Origin of the sequence: Parapedobacter deserti (assembly GCF_042646065.1) — a bacterium.
Lineage (GTDB): Bacteria > Bacteroidota > Bacteroidia > Sphingobacteriales > Sphingobacteriaceae > Parapedobacter > Parapedobacter deserti.
The window spans coordinates 177,265-193,500 of the sequence record NZ_JBHRTA010000062.1 but is presented as its reverse complement, the minus strand read 5'-3'; the positions used below and the strand labels follow the sequence as shown (position 1 = coordinate 193,500).

Below are 16,236 nucleotides of genomic sequence, written 5' to 3'. Positions count from 1 at the left end.
CATGGAATTATACCTTATTGTCATTGCGGGTATCATCCTGATTATTGCGGTTGTCTTGCTTTTCAAACGACCCCAACAGGTGGCTCAAGGATCCGATGTTGAAGCGCTGCGTGCGGAAAGGGATGCATTAGCCCTTAAACTGGCCCGGGCAGAGCAGCAGGTGGAGAGCCTCGCTGCTGAAAAAGAGCGGATCACGGCGATGCTGCGAGCGGATCAGCAACGACTGCACGGCGAATTGCAGCAGGAGCGTGAGCGGTTGGCACAGGCCGAAAGATCGCTGGCAAACGCCAAGGCCCATTATGAATCCCAGCAGGAAAAATTGCACGAACAGAAGGCAGAAATCGAAGCCATCAAGCAGCAGTTCAATACAGAATTTCAAGTCATCGCCAATAAGATCCTTGAAGAGAAAACCCAAAAATTCACCGAAACCAACAGCAAATCCCTTGACCAGATTTTGAATCCCTTAAAAGAAAAGATCAAGGCGTTTGAAGAAAAAGTAGAGAAAAGTTACCAAACTGAGGCGGCTGAGCGCAACACGCTAAAAGGCGTGGTAGAACAGCTTATGGAGCAAAGCCTTCGCATCAAAGACGAGGCTAACAGTCTCACCCGCGCGCTTCGCGGTGATAGTAAGAAGCAGGGCAATTGGGGCGAAGTGATTCTTGAGCGGGTGCTGGAACGGTCTGGCTTGGTTAAGGACCGCGAATACCGGCTGCAGACCGCCATGATGGACGAAGATGGCAGGCGCCTGCTGCCCGACGCCATTATTGACTTGCCAGATGAAAAACACCTTGTGGTCGATGCTAAAGTATCGCTGCTGGCCTATGAGCAGTGGGTTAACGCCGAAACAGACGAAGATCGCGAACGCTACGCCAAGTTGCATATCCAATCTGTGGAGCATCATGTAAAAAGCCTTTCCGCCAAAAACTACCATGATCTCTACCAGATCAACTCGCCCGACTTTGTTTTACTGTTCATGCCGATCGAGTCTGCCTTCAGTTTGTCCATCACCTATAAAGCAGACCTGTTCAGCGATGCATGGGACCGCCGTGTGGTCATCGTCAGCCCCTCCACGTTACTGGCCACATTGCGCACCATCGCCAGCATGTGGAAGCAGGAGCGGCAGACACGCAATGTGATGGAAATCGCCAAAGAAGCCGGCGCCTTGTATGACAAGTTTGTCGGTTTTCTGCAAGACATGAGCAAGATCGGTGAGCAGCTGAGCCGAGCTGCGCGTGCGCATGAAGAAGCTACCAAGAAACTCGGTACCGGGCCGGGCAACCTCATCAATAAAGTGGAAAAACTGAAGAAGCTGGGCGCCAGGGCAAGCAAACAGATCGACAGTGGCTTGTTGGATAGCGAAGAGTGAACAGCATCAACGCTTGGCGGCAATCCAGCAACACAGTACGGAAGCTATCCAGGTTGGCGCTTATCGGGTGATACGGAAGTTGCCGAAGTAAAACTGAGCGCCGTTTCGTGAATTATCGTTGCTAATATAAAAGTGTTTCGGGCTTTCCACTTTCAAGGCCTCTGTATCAAGCACAGCCTGTTGGTTTACAAGCACGCGCATCTGCTGTCCGTTTACCTCCACGACGATGGGAATACGCGCATTCCCCAGGTCATCCAGCGGGAAATTCTCCCGGTTTTTTACGCCGGTATCAAAGCTGGTTGAACTGACCGCATTATAGAAATACTGCAATTTTGTCACAACGATGGTAGGGTCATTCTGCACACCATAGATGTAGCTCTTGGGCGTAGGACTTTTGGTAAAGCCAAAGTGGATGTCGCGCAGGTCTTTAGCATTATCAGACCGTGTGAGCAGTTCGAATTCCAGTGTAAATTTTTCCGGCAGTTCCAACAAGGTGTCCAATTGGTAAGACGTCCGGTCGTTCATTTTCAGCCACTTTCCGGGAACGCCCGCTACCGTTACCGTTGCACCGGTGCCATGTGTCTTCCAATAGCCTGGCATACGCCCCTCGGCGTCGTTCGCATAATTGTCTTCAAAGATTACATGCTGAGCGCTCATCACGGGTTGCGCGTGAACAGCGAGCGACCCCGCCGTCAGACAGCCAAATAACAAAGTGATATATATACGTACTTTCATAATGCCGAGATTAACAAGGGCGCTCAAACTTAGGCAAAGATGTCTTTTTATACAAGGATAATCGTTTTGGATAACAAACAATGTTAAAAAAATTAAGCGAGAGCTCGGGTTATTGCGCTCCCGAAAACAGAAGTCCCGATTCTCCCCATTTTCAGGGATTTTCGACGCATATAAAGCGGGGGATAAGGAATTTCAAATAAATCTGCAACATCCGGCTCCGTTGTTTGTTAGTTTAAGGAATATAAAGCGCGAGGAGATAATGGAACCATTTGAGATTAAACAAAGCGACGACGAATCAACGATATACGTCAAACATACTGAAACCGGAAAAGAGGTGAAATTCCTGCCTACTGAATCCATCCCTGTAGGCATGCAGCAAGTCACCGAATCCATCGTTTACGATGACCTCGGCGGCATGTATCTCGCCGAGATGGCAGACGGATCAGTTTTAGATGCGGAGCTTGTGGACCTCGCCTGGGCGTATTATAACCGTGGCGCCTCAGAAAACGTAAATTCAGCGGACTAGCCTGTTATACGTTACACCTCATTTGCCACCCTTGCAAACTTATTCCTGTACTCAAAAGGAGTAAGCCCCGTAATCTTTTTGAATATATCTCTGAACGCTTTCGTATCTGTATAACCTACATCAAACATGATCTCGGTTACATTCTTTCTTGATGCTTCGAAAAAATTTTTGGCCGCTTCTATCCTTACCCTTTGTATGTACTCTATAGGTGTATTGTTGGTAGCGTCCTTAAATCGCCTTTCAAAAGTTCGGCGGCCCGTATTAATAAGGTTTGCCAACGTATCTATTTTTATTTTATCATGATAGTGATTTTCAATATAATCCTGTACTGTTTTAATATCATCGTCACCGTGGTTCCGTTGACCTTTGAATATAGCGAATTGGGATTGACTATCCCGCCCGATATCTAATGCAAAATATTTTGAAATCATTACGGCTGTTTCCCTATCTGCAAACTTTTCAACCAGGTATAATATCAAATTCCACAGGCTGCTTGCCCCACCGCTGCTGTAAATATTACCATGCTCGGTAATGATAGCCCCGTCCTCCACCGCTACATCAGGGTATCTTTCTTTAAACTCGTTGATATAAGCCCAATGTGTAGAACATTTTTTACCATTAAGTAAACCGGTTTCAGCTAAAAGAAACGCACCGATACACAAGCTGGCAAGACTCGTACCCTTCTCGTGTAGCTTTTTGAAATAGGGTATCGCTTCAGCATTAGCTCTAATCCCGGTGGCGACATCACCAAAAGTAGGTGGGATGATCAGTAAGTCCGTTTCAGCCACATCTTTAAGCAACCGATCGGTTTTTATCATGTATTCGCCATTGTTAGCGGGTACGAATTCTCTCAGGCCGACATATTCCACCTTGAAGATGGGCTTTTTGCCAAATGTGGTTAAAAATTCATTGGCAGTATGGAAGGTTCTGAATGGCGGTGTAACGGCTTCAATTACCCCATATTCCGGTACAAAGACAGAGATCTGCATATCAACAAGATAATATGGCGCAAGATAAAAAATAGTTTGTCATAATACACCCCTACAGTTGTCATTTTCACAACAGCTGCAATCGGTCGCCCTATTGTACTTTTGAACTGTAAAATTTAACAAACAACATCAAAAACAATGGCACAGGTAACAAGAATTACGGTAGAAGCAACGGTAAATGCTCCCGTAGCAGAAGTTTGGAAAGCTTGGAATACGCCAAGCGACATTATGCAATGGAACAGTCCAGACCGAAGTTGGCATTGCCCGCGCAGCGAAAACGACCTGAGGGTAGGCGGCAAGTTCAAAAACAGGATGGAAGCCAAGGATGGCAGCTTCGGTTTTGACTTCGAGGGCATTTATGGCCAAGTAGAATTGTATCGAGAAATCACTTACACCATGACTGATGGGAGAAGGGCCACCACATCGTTTGCCGCACAAAATAGTGAAACGAAAATAAAAACCACTTTTGATGCGGAAACAGAAAATGACCCGGAGTTTCAGAAACAAGGGTGGCAGGCGATCTTAGACAACTTTGTGAAATATGTCGAATCAACGAATTGATAATCATTAATAACGAATAACGTGAAAAAGAATAAAATCATCTTTTGGGTCGCAACGATCATCATTGTCCTTTGGGAAGGGGTAATGCCACTTGGTACCCTGCTATTTGCGCCACAGTATGTGAACGCAGGTACGAAACCTTTGGGCTATCCAGACTACTTTGCCTATACGCTTATCATCGGCAAAGTACTTGGGGCATTAGCGATTACATTGCCTAAAACACCAGGTAAGCTAAAGGAATGGGCATACGCAGGACTCACATTTAACCTAATTTTTGCGTTCATCAGTCATGCAGCCGTGGACAAAAACATTGGATTTATGCTGATGCCGTTGGTGGTGCTCGGCATCCTTGCCGTTTCTTACATATATAACAATAAAATTCAGCCCAACGGCTAAGAGAAATATCAAACAAAACAATTAATCACCATTAAATTTCGATAAGATGACAACTAATTCTGTTTCCTTACACAGGGTAATCAAGGCAAGTCCGGAAAAGGTATTTCGCGCGTTCTCGGATTCCACTGCCTATTCTAGTTGGCTGCCACCTTATGGCTTTATATGCACAGTACAGCATATGGAGTTTAAAGAAGGAGGGAAGTACCACATGACGTTTATTAATTTCAGTACGGGGAATGGCCATTCTTTTGGCGGTACGTTTCTTGAAATAAAACGAAATGAATTTATTAAATACACCGATACGTTTGACGACCCCGGCTTGCCCGGAAAAATAACAACAACGATCTGGTTGAATGAAGTTTCGTGCGGCACCGAACTAAAAGTGGTACAGGAAGGGATTCCTGCAGCAATACCACCTGAAATGTGTTATTTAGGCTGGCAGGAATCGCTGGAGAAACTGATAAAGCTTGTAGAACCGGAAATTCCTGATGCCTGATTAGCCTGACATGATTGACGATAACAGTGGTAAAATAGTGAGTGCGATCTTTGTCACCTTTTCTGGTAACTGTAGGAAAGCGCTCACCTACTACCAAGCCTGCTTTGGCGGCACTTTGCAATTTGAAACGTTCGAAGGGGATTTGCAAGGTTACACAGAAATGCCCGTTGTTAGTGGGACGCTAGTTTCTGACCGCATAGTCATTCACGGTTCGGATCTGGTACACAACGAAGGAAGAACACTCGGGAATTACATGTCCATTTATCTTCACTGCCCGGATCCTGATGATAGAAGGCAGCTTATTGAAATGCTGGTAATAAAGCAAAAGGACTTCCTTTTTACAAATAGTGATGACCAAAAACTCGTTGAGATAATTGACGCTTTTGAAGTGAGGTGGGTATTGGGCGTTTAGCGGTTGCCAACTATGCAGGTGTTTCAGACTTTCGTTTAAGAAAAGATATTCTTTTATCTTTCTGGATTGACGCTGAGTGAATACATCAAAGGCAGAAAACTATCGGAAGCTAACAACGATAAAATAATTGCGCCGTCAATCTTAAGCGTTTTGCTCGGTGATTTGTACCTTTGGGTTGATGAAATACCGCAAATTCGCCCCTCCACCGCCACTGCTTCCCTATGTTCAGTACTTCTGGACATTGGATAGCGGCGGTGTGGATGCGAAAGCGTATCATACGTTTACCACCATTGCTGACGGCTTACCGGGGTTAATTTTTCAGGAGATATCGGCAGGCGTGGCGCAACAATGGAACCATGCATTGCCCACATGTTATCTGTACGGCCAATCGATCCGCCCTAGCAAAATTACCATCCCTTCCGGTTTCAGGTCCGTTGGTGTCTACTTTTATCCGAATGCCTTGCAGTCTATCTTCGGATTGCCCGCCCATGAATTAACAGACCGTTGTGTGGCAATAGATGCTCTTGATGAGAAGACGGGCGTGTCACTGATCGAGCGCCTTCTGAATACTCCGGCAGCGGACAGGCAGATCCAAATTCTGGCCGATTACCTTCGCTGGCGTGTTGAGCGGAATTCGGCCAAGCTGGATGCTGAAGCCGTATACGCGTCTAAGCTGCTAGCGGTCAGTGGTGGCCGCTTGCAATTGCGTGAATTGCAGCAGGAGCTACGGATTTCGGAACGGACCTTCCAGCGCCAATTTCGACAAGCTATCGGGGTGTCCCCGAAATTATTTTCCCGGATTTGCCAGTTCCAGGCGGCGATGCAGCAGCTCCGTGAAGGCCAACCGGTCAACTTCACGGAGCTGGCGTTTATGCACGGCTACGCAGACCAACCACATTTCATCCGCACATTCAGGACATTTGTTGGCTGCTCGCCCCGGCAGTATGCGCGTGCCTTTAACGAACAGTTGCCAAATTTCCCCCATCTGATCCTCTGATTTCAGCATTGGCGGCTTTGTTCAATTTTTTGACAGACGCGCTTCATAGTTTTGTTGAAAATAATAGAAACTATGATTGCAATAACAGGAGCGAGCGGGCACCTGGGGCAGTTGACCCTTTCCCGCCTCATTGAAAAATTACCAGCGGGCAATTTGGTAGCTATCGTGCGGAACCCCGAAAAACTGGAGGGATACAAAGGTTCTGATATGGCCATCAAGACAGCAGACTACGAAGACACGGCCGCTTTGGTCAAAGCGCTGGACGGTGTGGAGACACTGCTTCAGATTTCATCGTCTACCTCTGGAGCCGTGGCAACGCAGCAGGAATCCAATGTGGTGCGGGCCGCCGCGGCTGCAGGTGTGCGGCACATTGTATATACCAGCACGCTCTCTCCCGGACCGGACGCAATTTTCCTGGCAGGCCAGACCTGTATGGCAACCGAGCAGGCCATCAAAAATCACGGGTTTACGTTTACCTTTTTCCGGAACAGTATGTACTTCGAAACCATCCCATTGTTCATCGGGAGCGCAGTGAAAGACGGACAAATCTATTATCCGGGAGGCAATGGGAAGATCAGTTTTGTGAGTCGTGAAGACATTGCCGAAGCGCTCGCGGTTGTATTGACCGAACCGGACCGGCATCACGACGTCGAATACCGAGTTACAGGCGAGGAGGCGTTTTCGTTCGAGGATTTAGCGACCTTGCTCAAATCTGAAAAGGGGTTAAACGCGGCGTATCATGACCTTCCCGAAGACGCTTTTGTGGCCGAGCTTGGCAAAGCAGGCATGCCGCAGGATGAAATCGATTTCACGGTAAGCATGGCGGCAAGTATTCGGGCCGGGGAATTCGCCGCCGTGGATGACCAGTTGGAAAAATTACTTGAGCGCAGGCGCAGGGGGCTCAGCATGTATATTGAAGAATTGTGAGATAGTGCAGGAATACAATCTCCGCTTTGCGGCTTTAACCATATCAAAAGGGATATATCGCCCGATTGGATGATATTTTCACACTAATAGCTAAGGGAATGCGGCCTGGGAGTGCATCGGGAAATGACGAACCGGTTTTCTGACACGGCACATTGGTGAGCGATTCGGCTACTTAGACTGGCAAGGCGAAGTGCTTTTGCAAGGCAAAGGGTGCGAATTGAACGGGTGTTTCCACGTACCACGGGTTTTGAGGCAGGTTCACACCACGCTCTACTGGTAAGTGAAATCCGTCAACGTATAATAGCCGCCTCTATAGTAGCGTCTACACGCAACGATATCGACTTTCTGGCCTTTTAGCATCACCGGGCATCCCTTTGGACAGTCTCTTGATGACGCAAACCCGTGTGTTTCGCGCGTGACCTGCTCCGTCTTAGCGCTGAACGGCGACAAGGATTTGCAAGTTGCTGCTCAAGAAATTCTTGCTGGAATCGCTGCAGCGCTGCAAGTGGCGGGGAATAACAACGTAACCATCAAAGAACTCCCCGGCCTAAACCACCTTTTTCAGGAGAGCAAGACCGGGCTTCCGGCTGAATACAGTGTAATCAGCCAGACGATTTCTCCGGCGGCACTACAAGCGATCGCGCAATGGCTTGATCAATCTGTGCATAAAAGGGAAGCATTTTAATGGGGTGGGCATTAGTGCTTAATGTAGTATCAATATTCGATGGTTTCAAAAGGACGTAACTGTTTCCTGGCTTTTCTGGAAACAACGTTGGCTATTGTTTGTTGACTGACACAACAACCGTGTAAAAGCAGCACTTTTTTCTTGAGTCACCTGTGCTCGTCTGGACTTAAAATTTCACTAAAACATGGAAGAGTTACAATTTTTATCAAATACTCCCGATTGGTTGTGGAACCTGGTTTTGTTCGGTCTGGCTGTTGCTGTCGGACTGCTATTCAAACTGATAATGGTCCCCATCATCCGATGGAAAGCTATGGATGAGGGACAGTATTCGCTTTTCCGATCATCTATACGGCATTTGAATAAGGTAATCAATGTGTTGTTGCCTGTTTTATTCCTTAATGCTGTAAGACCATTTATGCGGCTGTCTCCAAGATGGGAAGAGAATCTAGACCAAGTGATTGAAATCTTGTTGGTAGCTTGCTCCGCCGTCATCGTTATCCGCATCATTCGCATCGCCGAAGATAATATTAACCATCGTTTCGACTACGAAGCTGCGGACAACCTCAAAGCTCGCAAAATTCGCACACAGACTCAATTTATCCGTAAGTTTTTGGTCACTTTGGTGGTGGTAGTTACGCTAGCTGCGGTGCTGTTAACTTTTGAGAGCATGCAGAAAATCGGCGCGGGGTTGCTTACCGGAGTAGGGCTTGGTGGTATCATTATTGGCTTTGCGGCTCAAAAATCATTGGGAAATTTGCTGGCTGGATTTCAGATAGCCTTCACACAACCAATCCGTATAGACGACGTATTGGTGGTAGAGGGCGAATGGGGAAAAGTCGAGGAGATTACACTGACCTATGTGGTGCTTAATATTTGGGATAAACGACGCCTTATTCTGCCCATCCAGTACTTTATCGAGCGGCCGTTCCAAAATTGGACCCGCACATCGGCCGAGATTTTGGGTACCGTATTTATCCATACGGATTTTACGGTATCCGTGGACGCGGTGCGTGCCGAGCTCACACGCTTACTGACCGGACATGAGTTGTGGGATGGTCAGGTGAATGTAGTGCACGTAACTGACATCAAAGAACAGACTATGGAAATCCGTGCATTGATGAGTTGCCGGAATTCCGGCGACGCGTGGGATCTGCGTTGCTACGTACGCGAAAACCTGATCGCTTTCTTGCAAGCGCATTATCCCCAAAGTCTATCGCGCACACGTATCGAGCTGGTCGAACAATAAGGCAGATAATTCATGCTGCGGTCATAACTACGCTGCTGGCAATTATCCTTCCGGCAATTATCACTCCGTCCTGATCGCCCTGATCGGATTCTCTTGTGCAGCGCGTAGCGATTTGCCACAGACCGTGAGGGCTGCAATGACAAACGCGGCGAATCCCGCCACGGCAAACATCCACCATTCGATATCGGTGCGGTATACGTAATTATCCAGCCATTTGTTCATCATCCACCAGCCAAGCGGGAAAGCGATTAAAAACGAAATACCGACCAGCTTAAGAAAGTCTTTGGATATTAAGAGTACAATGTTGGCTACGCTGGCCCCCAACGTTTTTCGGATACCGATTTCCTTCACTTTTGTTTCGGCGGTGTAAGTGACAAGGCCGAACAGGCCGAGACAGGAGATCAAAATAGCGATACCAGCGAAGACATTGAACAGCCTGCCTGCCTGAATGTCACTTTTGTACAGTTTGTCGAATGATTCGTCCATGAACTGATAGTCGAACCCGAATTCTCCGTTGTATTGCTGCCAGAGCTTGTTGACGGCGGCAATCGCTTGATCGGCCCCGTCGCCAGAGGTTCGTACATACATGCCAGCCAATGGGATGTTGCGGTCTACAGAGAACACGCATGGGCCGATGGGTAGCTTCAGGTTGTTGAAATGAAAATCTTTGATTACGCCAGCGACGGTTCGCGCGTTATTGCGGAAGGAGATAGACTTGCCAACCACCGGTTCTTCGAGCTCCATTTGTTTCACCGCGGTTTCGTTGAGCAGGATGTAATTGGAGTCGGCAGGAGTTCCGGTGAAGGCTCGTCCGGCAGCAAGCTGCAAACCCATTACGTCCAAGAATTTGTGATCTACCGACATGAAGTTGATCATGAAATTAGCCATGTTTGCCGGCTTCCCTTCCCACTCGATGTCGCCGGTTCCGTTGCCGATGTTGCTGATGTTTCCGCTCGCCGCTGATACGCCCAAGATGCCCGGTTGTTGCTCCAGTTCGGTGCGGACGGCATCAAACCGTTCCAGGAAGTTGCGTTGGTTAAAGAAGAACACGTTTTCTTTGTCGTACCCCAGTTCCTTGTTGCGGACGTAGTCGAGTTGCCGGCTGATGATGATGGTAGCGATAATGAGGACAATCGAACAGCTAAACTGCACCACGACCAGCGCTCGGCGGAAGCCATTGTTTTTGCCAATGCCGGGCAGGATGCCTTTTAAGGCCTGAGCGGGCTGGAAGGTAGAAAGCATCAAGGCCGGATAGATACCAGCCAGTAATACGATCACGAGCAGCGTGCCTCCAAACAGCAGCCAAACACGGGAATCTACGAGGCTAAAGATCATCTCCTTTCCCGACAGGATATTGTAAAGCGGCATAGCTGCGTAGGTAATGCCGATCGCCAACACCGTGGCAATGAGAAACACGACTAGGGATTCGCTTATGAATTGCCAAAATAGATGCTGGCGCCCCGCACCGACGACTTTCCGTACACTGACTTCCTTGCTTCGACGCGTCGATCGTGCGGTGACCAGGTTGACGTAGTTGATGCAAGCAATAAGCAGGATAATGCCAGCTATGAGCGCAAAAATCCGTACCTGCTGCATACCCGCATCTTCTCCTTTTGCGTTGTAAAGGTGGACATCTTTGAGCGGTTGAAGCAGGTACACCAGTGTTTTGAAAATGTCCGCCTCGTTATTGGCTCGGTGGATATCGGCAAGCTGTTTTTCTACCGTATTCGGATTGGCATGCGCTTCAAGCAAAAAATAAGTAGGATAGCCGAAGTTGCCCCACTGTTCGCTCAGACCGCCAGCAACCTGGTCTTCGAGCAAAGCGAAAGGCAAGAGGAAATCCGCATCGAAAGACGAATTGAGGGGAATGTCTCCCATAACACCCACTACGCGGCAACTTTGCCTAACAGCGGCATTGGGTCCATCAAGGTTGACTTGAACGGTCTGGCCCATGGGGTCTTGGCTCCCGAAATATTTTTCCGCCAATGTCCGGGACAAAATGATGGAGTTCTTGTCCGGGAAGGGCTGCTGCGGATTGCCTTGCAATAGTGGGAAATCAAACAACTGAAAGAAGGAGCTGTCTACATTCAGCCCCGCCTCATTGAATTTGCGATTGTCACCGGATTTAAGGATGGTCGCATTGCTGTTGCTGAACCGGCAGGCAGCTTCGATTCCCGGTATTTCTGTGCTACCGAAAACGGCCAATGGCGGCGGGCCCACGCGCCAGACATTAGCAGAGGTGATGTCAAACGTAGTCGACAACTGGTAAATCCGGTCGCTCTTGCTGTGCATGCTGTCGAAGCTGAGCTCATCCCATACCCATAACAGGATAAGGATCGCAGTGGAAAGGCTTACGGCCAGGCCGACGATGTTGATTGCCGAATACGACTTGTTATTAACAAGCGTACGAAAAGCTGTTTTGATGTAGTTGCGGATCATTGCGTTTTAGGTGTCATTCTAATTCCGTATATTCAGTTCCTGCACCCGGTCGTAGGTTTCATAACTCGACGTTACGACTTTATCGCCCGGCTCCAATCCGCTGATCACTTCATAGTAGTCAGGATTCTGCCGCCCAAGCTGTACGTCCACCCGGTACGCCGATTTGCCGTCTTCGGTAAGCTTGAACACCCAGTTGCCGCCGGTTTGCTGGTAAAAGCCGCCCTTAGCCAATAGGATGGCTTTGGTTTCATCGCTGAGGGCGAGGCGAATCTGCAGCGTCTGACCCCGCCGGATGCCTTCTGGAACCTCATTTATAAATTCCATGTCTACTTGGAAACGCCCATTGGTCACTTGTGTATACACTTTTCTGATAACTAATTTGTAGCTCCTGCCGGCAAAGTTGAAGTCACCTTCGAGATCGGGATAGATGCGCGAAATATAGTGCTCATCGATATCTGCGCGGACTTTGAAACCCGTTAGTACATCGATTTGGCCAAGGCGTTCGCCGGCAGCTTTGCTTTGGCCGATTTCGGCATCGAACGAGGTGAGCTGGCCATCTACCGGAGCGCGGATAATGAGATCTTCCACCTTTCGGCGCATCAGGGCAAGCGCGGACATCCCGCTTTCATACAACCGTTTATTCTGCTCAAGTGATTGCGCGCTGCGGATAGAGTCTTGGTGGATATTTTCCCGTGTGAGCTTAACCCGTTGAACCTGGTAATCGTAGTTGTTTTTCGCCTGTTCAAACTCTTGCGAGCCGATGGCTTTTTGTTCGTATAACCTTTTGTTCAGGTCGTATATCCGTTTCGCCTCTTTCAGCCCATTTTCGACGTCGGCCATCTGGTTTCGGTTGGCAATAGACGTTTGAATGGCATTGTTTTCGGCAATCTGAACCTGCGTAAGGTTGTTATACACCTGTGTTTCTTGACCAACCAGGCTCAGCTCGAGGTTGGTATTTGAAAGCCGCATGATGGGATCACCTTTTTTAAGATGTGCACCGTCTTCAACAAATTTTTCTTCCACGCGCCCTCCTTCGGAAGCATCCAGGAAAATGCTGGTGATAGGCAGCACATTGCCGTTTACCGGTATGAATTCGCGGAAGGAATCTTCTTTCACCTCGGATACGGTAATACGTTCGGCGTCGACGTTGAGGCGGGAGTTTCCGGAAGTAAAATAATAGCTGGCAAAAATCAACGCTAATATAGCCGCCCCGCCAGCAACCATCGTAATACGTTTACTGTTCCATCTTTTTTTTGGTAATGCTCTGTCCATGTTGTTACTGCTAACTGCTTTCCGTGGTCGGCTCTCAGCCGTCCCGATTCCGTTGTTCATGTCTTATACGATATGATGGGCCGTTAACGGTCACGTTGCTGCCGCCGTCGATCAACCACGATTCATACAATGTCGTGCCAAAAATGCAATGTCTTTTAGTACAGCTTGTTGCGGCTTGTTTGTGAAGAAAACTGTCCGATATCGGACACCTGATGTGCGGTAGCGAACAGCAGCTACAGGCTGTCTATGAGCTTTTCGAAAGTCATACCCCGCGACGCCTTCAGTAAGATCAATGCATCAGTGATGGGCTGGCGTACCAACGCTGCTATCGCATCGTCTGTTGCCTGATAAAACTCAGCGCCTTCGCACCGGTGCTGGAAAAACGCTTCGCCAACAAAAATGACACGGTGCACAGCCATCTCCAGCGCTTGTCTTACCACGCGGCCATGTTCGGTATACGATTCATCACCCAACTCGAACATATCGCCCAGAATCACCACTTTTTTAACTGCATCAAGTGCCTGCATGTTCGACAATGCTGCCGCCATACTGCTAGCGTTGGCGTTGTAATAGTCGCAGATCACCGTGTTATTGGCGGTTTTGGTAAGCTGTGATCGGTTATTTGTAGGAATATATGCGGATACCCCACGGTTGATGTCGGCCGGCGACATATCGAAGTAAAGCCCGATGCAGATGGCAGCAAGGATATTTTCGGTATTGTAAGCGCCTGTCAGGTGAGTGGCCACCCTGTGGCGTGCAGCATCCGATTTGGTTGACCACTCGACTTCGAGCAGCGCGCCGGCGCTGATGAGTTCACCATATACGTCGTTTTCTGACGAAAAGCCATAGTTAACCACATGCTGGATATTTCGGCTGGCTGCCATTTCGCGGAGGAAAGGATTGTCGTGTTGAAGAAACAGCGTACCGTTGCGCTCAGCCAGGTGGTCATACAGCTCCCCTTTGGTGCGCTTGACCCCTTCAAAGCTGCCGAACCCCTCCAAATGGGCTTTGCCCACATTGGTAATCAACCCGTGAGTCGGCTGTGCAATGGAGCAAAGAAATGCGATTTCACCGAGATGGTTTGCACCCATCTCCACAACAGCAATCTCGGTTTCCGGTGTGATGGAGAGGATGGTAACAGGTACGCCGATGTGGTTGTTGAGGTTGCCTTTGGTTGCGTACGTATTGAAGTTTTGCGACAACACAGCATGTATCAGTTCTTTTGTGGTAGTTTTTCCGTTAGTGCCTGTGATGCCGATGATTGGAATCTGGAGTTGTGCGCGGTGATGGCGGGCGAGGTGCTGGAGCGCGGTCAGTACATTGGCGACAAGCAGGAAGCGCTCGTCTTGCTGGTACTGCGGCTCGTCGATGACGGCATAAGCTGCACCCCTTTCAAGCGCGTCCGCGGCAAATGCATTGCCGTTGAAATTTCCACCTTTAAGCGCGAAGAATATGCTACCGGGCTGTATATTCCGGCTGTCGGTGCTTATCGCAGGGTGCTTGAGAAAGTAAGGATATATCGCTGAAGGCTCCATGGTGCAAGTATAGGCAAAATACAAAAAAATCGAAGGTTGGCCGACCTCCGATTTTTCATATGAGTACCGATTGCCCGGTTATTCGTTGTTTCCTTCGGGCCAGGTTTTTTCACCTTTTTTCATCTTATCCAACGTCGCCTGATAGTTGGCCTTTTCCTCTCCTTCTACCGCATCGATAGCTTTTTGCTGCCACGCGATAGCCTGCTCGGTATCGCCGGTCTTGTACAAAAGGTTCGCATAGGTATCCATAAAGGCAGGCGTTTTCCCCTCGGTGTCGTCGACGCTGCGTTTGCTCCATGCCAGCGCTTCTTTAACGCAGTCGATATCTTCGCAGTTTTCAAAAACGGCCCATGCAAAGGCATTCAGTTGGCCGGCATTGACGTTGCTGCCGTATTTATTCATGTACTCGACCACTGCAGGCTGGAAACTGGCCCAGTCCTTTTTTGCTTGATATAGCTGAACGGTCATCAGGGAGAAGGGTTCGTCCAGGTCAACGGATGGGTATTTGGCCGTCACGGCTCCTTTCAGCGAATCCAAGTTGACGTTGTAATCGCGGGGGATGTTTGGATAGACGTCTTCGCGCATTACGATACTCACGACCTTCTTAGCTGCGGTACCCTCACCGAGCACAGCATCTACTTTGTCACGCTCATTCAACATGATTTCAAATCCTTTGCTTTTGCTGTCTTGGGTAAATTGCGCTAAAAACTCGAGGTTTTCCTTGGTATACAGGTCAGCCTGCGTGCTGAGGTATTCGTTGGCAAGCTCCGATGCCTTTTGCTGTTCATAGGCGTCCATAGCAGCGGTGGCCAGGTTCTTAAGAAACTCGGGTGTTTTTTTTCCGGCCTCATAAGCCCGTAATTGCGTGTAGAATTGCGTTTCAGGATTTAATGCTTTTTCTGCTCGCGCAATGAACTGGTCGGCCTCACCCCCACCTACGATGCGGTGCACCAACTCACCTTCGGGAGAAAATATGAGGAACGTGGGATATGCCCGTACATTATAAGTTTTCGCGATGCCATCGGCATCATCATACCAACTTTTGACCTCGTCAGAATCGGCGTCTGTCTTATCCATTTGGACTTTCGCATTGACGAAGTTCTTATTGAAAAACTCGCCGACTTTGGGCTGCGGGAAAATGTTATTCGTCATGTATTTGCATGGGCCGCACCAAGTGGTATAGCAATCGAGGAACAGGTATTTGTTCTCCTGTTTAGCTTTTTCTTTTATCTGCGCCCACGTCAAGCCGTGTTCGAAGTGTGTTCCACTTTCTTGCTGCGCCAGCGCTATACAGGGCAGGAGGAGCATGATCAATGCCAGTCTTTTCATAATGCTTGCAATTTAATTATATACGTAAAGTTACCTATTTTTCGTAAATAAATATTTTTTAATGTAAAAAATTTATACTCCCTGGTCGCGCTAGCCCCCCCGCGAAGGCACGAGTTTGCTGATAGACCCGCTGAATGCTGCATGTTATCCAAGATTTTATTCTGCAATATTTTTATAAATCGTGCACAAACATGCATTCGGTTTTATTTTTTGCGTATACTTGCACCTTAACCAATTAAGCCCTGCAATAAAGCCGGGAAGGAAAATGAAGATACGATGTGTATGGTCCTAAGCATATGCCGCTATTGTTCGATAATGTTAGCAA

General features: G+C 48.4%; 16 protein-coding genes. 10 read left to right on the top strand and 6 right to left on the bottom strand.

Features of this window, described 5'->3' with window-relative positions; all coding sequences use genetic code 11:
* Window position 1 precedes the first annotated feature (1 nt).
* Entirely contained in the window at window positions 2–1,366 is a 1,365-nt protein-coding gene (gene rmuC, locus ACFOET_RS21010) for a DNA recombination protein RmuC (RefSeq protein ID WP_379026416.1), read from the top strand.
* Window positions 1,367–1,426: 60 nt separating this feature from the next.
* On the opposite strand, the gene ACFOET_RS21005 is transcribed toward rmuC, so the two are convergent.
* Complete coding sequence (locus tag ACFOET_RS21005) at window positions 1,427–2,101, bottom strand: hypothetical protein (protein ID WP_379026414.1); 675 nt, start codon at window positions 2,099–2,101, stop codon at window positions 1,427–1,429.
* Between the two features lie 259 nt (window positions 2,102–2,360).
* On the opposite strand from ACFOET_RS21005, the gene ACFOET_RS21000 reads away from it, so the two are divergent.
* Complete coding sequence (locus tag ACFOET_RS21000) at window positions 2,361–2,627, top strand: hypothetical protein (RefSeq protein ID WP_379026412.1); 267 nt, start codon at window positions 2,361–2,363, stop codon at window positions 2,625–2,627.
* Between the two features lie 11 nt (window positions 2,628–2,638).
* Here the strand turns inward: ACFOET_RS21000 and ACFOET_RS20995 are convergent, their stop codons facing one another.
* Entirely contained in the window at window positions 2,639–3,616 is a 978-nt protein-coding gene (locus ACFOET_RS20995) for a GlxA family transcriptional regulator (RefSeq protein WP_379026410.1), read from the bottom strand.
* Window positions 3,617–3,754: 138 nt separating this feature from the next.
* Here ACFOET_RS20995 and ACFOET_RS20990 point away from each other — a divergent pair, with 138 nt between their 5' ends.
* From ACFOET_RS20990 to ACFOET_RS20955, 8 genes are all read left to right on the top strand, one after another.
* Window positions 3,755–4,177 carry an SRPBCC family protein gene (locus tag ACFOET_RS20990; protein WP_379026408.1) on the top strand — a complete coding sequence of 141 codons (423 nt, stop codon included), beginning with the start codon at window positions 3,755–3,757 and terminating at the stop codon, window positions 4,175–4,177.
* A gap of 21 nt (window positions 4,178–4,198) precedes the next feature.
* On the top strand, window positions 4,199–4,573 hold the full coding sequence (locus ACFOET_RS20985; RefSeq protein WP_379026406.1) for a DoxX family protein: 375 nt from the start codon (window positions 4,199–4,201) through the stop codon (window positions 4,571–4,573).
* A 46-nt stretch (window positions 4,574–4,619) separates the two neighbouring features.
* On the top strand, window positions 4,620–5,069 hold the full coding sequence (locus ACFOET_RS20980; RefSeq protein WP_379026404.1) for an SRPBCC family protein: 450 nt from the start codon (window positions 4,620–4,622) through the stop codon (window positions 5,067–5,069).
* A 10-nt stretch (window positions 5,070–5,079) separates the two neighbouring features.
* Entirely contained in the window at window positions 5,080–5,481 is a 402-nt protein-coding gene (locus ACFOET_RS20975; protein WP_379026402.1) for a VOC family protein, read from the top strand.
* A 178-nt stretch (window positions 5,482–5,659) separates the two neighbouring features.
* Entirely contained in the window at window positions 5,660–6,478 is an 819-nt protein-coding gene (locus ACFOET_RS20970; protein WP_379026400.1) for a DUF6597 domain-containing transcriptional factor, read from the top strand.
* Between the two features lie 72 nt (window positions 6,479–6,550).
* The gene (locus ACFOET_RS20965) at window positions 6,551–7,405 is read left to right on the top strand and encodes an NmrA family NAD(P)-binding protein (protein WP_379026398.1); all 855 of its coding nucleotides are present in this window, start codon (window positions 6,551–6,553) and stop codon (window positions 7,403–7,405) included.
* A 415-nt stretch (window positions 7,406–7,820) separates the two neighbouring features.
* Window positions 7,821–8,090: an alpha/beta fold hydrolase gene (locus tag ACFOET_RS20960; protein WP_379026396.1), complete on the top strand. Its 270-nt coding sequence runs from the start codon at window positions 7,821–7,823 to the stop codon at window positions 8,088–8,090.
* A gap of 184 nt (window positions 8,091–8,274) precedes the next feature.
* On the top strand, window positions 8,275–9,336 hold the full coding sequence (locus ACFOET_RS20955; protein WP_379026394.1) for a mechanosensitive ion channel family protein: 1,062 nt from the start codon (window positions 8,275–8,277) through the stop codon (window positions 9,334–9,336).
* 60 nt (window positions 9,337–9,396) lie between these two features.
* Here the strand turns inward: ACFOET_RS20955 and ACFOET_RS20950 are convergent, their stop codons facing one another.
* The 4 genes from ACFOET_RS20950 to ACFOET_RS20935 all read right to left on the bottom strand — a co-directional run bounded on the left by ACFOET_RS20950 (window position 9,397) and on the right by ACFOET_RS20935 (window position 15,911).
* Window positions 9,397–11,775, bottom strand: a complete 2,379-nt coding sequence (locus tag ACFOET_RS20950; protein WP_379026392.1) for an ABC transporter permease — start codon at window positions 11,773–11,775, stop codon at window positions 9,397–9,399.
* 18 nt (window positions 11,776–11,793) lie between these two features.
* Window positions 11,794–13,047, bottom strand: coding sequence for an efflux RND transporter periplasmic adaptor subunit (locus tag ACFOET_RS20945; protein WP_379026390.1), 1,254 nt, complete (start codon window positions 13,045–13,047; stop codon window positions 11,794–11,796).
* Window positions 13,048–13,280: 233 nt separating this feature from the next.
* Entirely contained in the window at window positions 13,281–14,582 is a 1,302-nt protein-coding gene (locus tag ACFOET_RS20940) for a UDP-N-acetylmuramoyl-tripeptide--D-alanyl-D-alanine ligase (protein WP_379026388.1), read from the bottom strand.
* A 78-nt stretch (window positions 14,583–14,660) separates the two neighbouring features.
* A complete protein-coding gene (locus ACFOET_RS20935) occupies window positions 14,661–15,911 on the bottom strand; it encodes a thioredoxin family protein (RefSeq protein WP_379026386.1) in 1,251 nt (416 codons plus the stop codon).
* Window positions 15,912–16,236: the final 325 nt, after the last annotated feature.

Excerpts from the sequence above, each read along its gene's own strand:
- ACFOET_RS20940 (WP_379026388.1), bottom strand. The coding sequence starts at position 14,582 with ATGGAGCCTTCAGCGATATATCCTTACTTTCTCAAGCACCCTGCGATA.
- ACFOET_RS20945 (WP_379026390.1), bottom strand. The coding sequence starts at position 13,047 with ATGGACAGAGCATTACCAAAAAAAAGATGGAACAGTAAACGTATTACG.
- ACFOET_RS20955 (WP_379026394.1), top strand. The coding sequence starts at position 8,275 with ATGGAAGAGTTACAATTTTTATCAAATACTCCCGATTGGTTGTGGAAC.
- ACFOET_RS21000 (WP_379026412.1), top strand. The coding sequence starts at position 2,361 with ATGGAACCATTTGAGATTAAACAAAGCGACGACGAATCAACGATATAC.
- ACFOET_RS20980 (WP_379026404.1), top strand. The coding sequence starts at position 4,620 with ATGACAACTAATTCTGTTTCCTTACACAGGGTAATCAAGGCAAGTCCG.
- rmuC (WP_379026416.1), top strand. The coding sequence starts at position 2 with ATGGAATTATACCTTATTGTCATTGCGGGTATCATCCTGATTATTGCG.
- ACFOET_RS20935 (WP_379026386.1), bottom strand. The coding sequence starts at position 15,911 with ATGAAAAGACTGGCATTGATCATGCTCCTCCTGCCCTGTATAGCGCTG.
- ACFOET_RS20950 (WP_379026392.1), bottom strand. The coding sequence starts at position 11,775 with ATGATCCGCAACTACATCAAAACAGCTTTTCGTACGCTTGTTAATAAC.
- ACFOET_RS21005 (WP_379026414.1), bottom strand. The coding sequence starts at position 2,101 with ATGAAAGTACGTATATATATCACTTTGTTATTTGGCTGTCTGACGGCG.
- ACFOET_RS20975 (WP_379026402.1), top strand. The coding sequence starts at position 5,080 with ATGATTGACGATAACAGTGGTAAAATAGTGAGTGCGATCTTTGTCACC.
- ACFOET_RS20990 (WP_379026408.1), top strand. The coding sequence starts at position 3,755 with ATGGCACAGGTAACAAGAATTACGGTAGAAGCAACGGTAAATGCTCCC.
- ACFOET_RS20970 (WP_379026400.1), top strand. The coding sequence starts at position 5,660 with ATGAAATACCGCAAATTCGCCCCTCCACCGCCACTGCTTCCCTATGTT.
- ACFOET_RS20965 (WP_379026398.1), top strand. The coding sequence starts at position 6,551 with ATGATTGCAATAACAGGAGCGAGCGGGCACCTGGGGCAGTTGACCCTT.
- ACFOET_RS20995 (WP_379026410.1), bottom strand. The coding sequence starts at position 3,616 with ATGCAGATCTCTGTCTTTGTACCGGAATATGGGGTAATTGAAGCCGTT.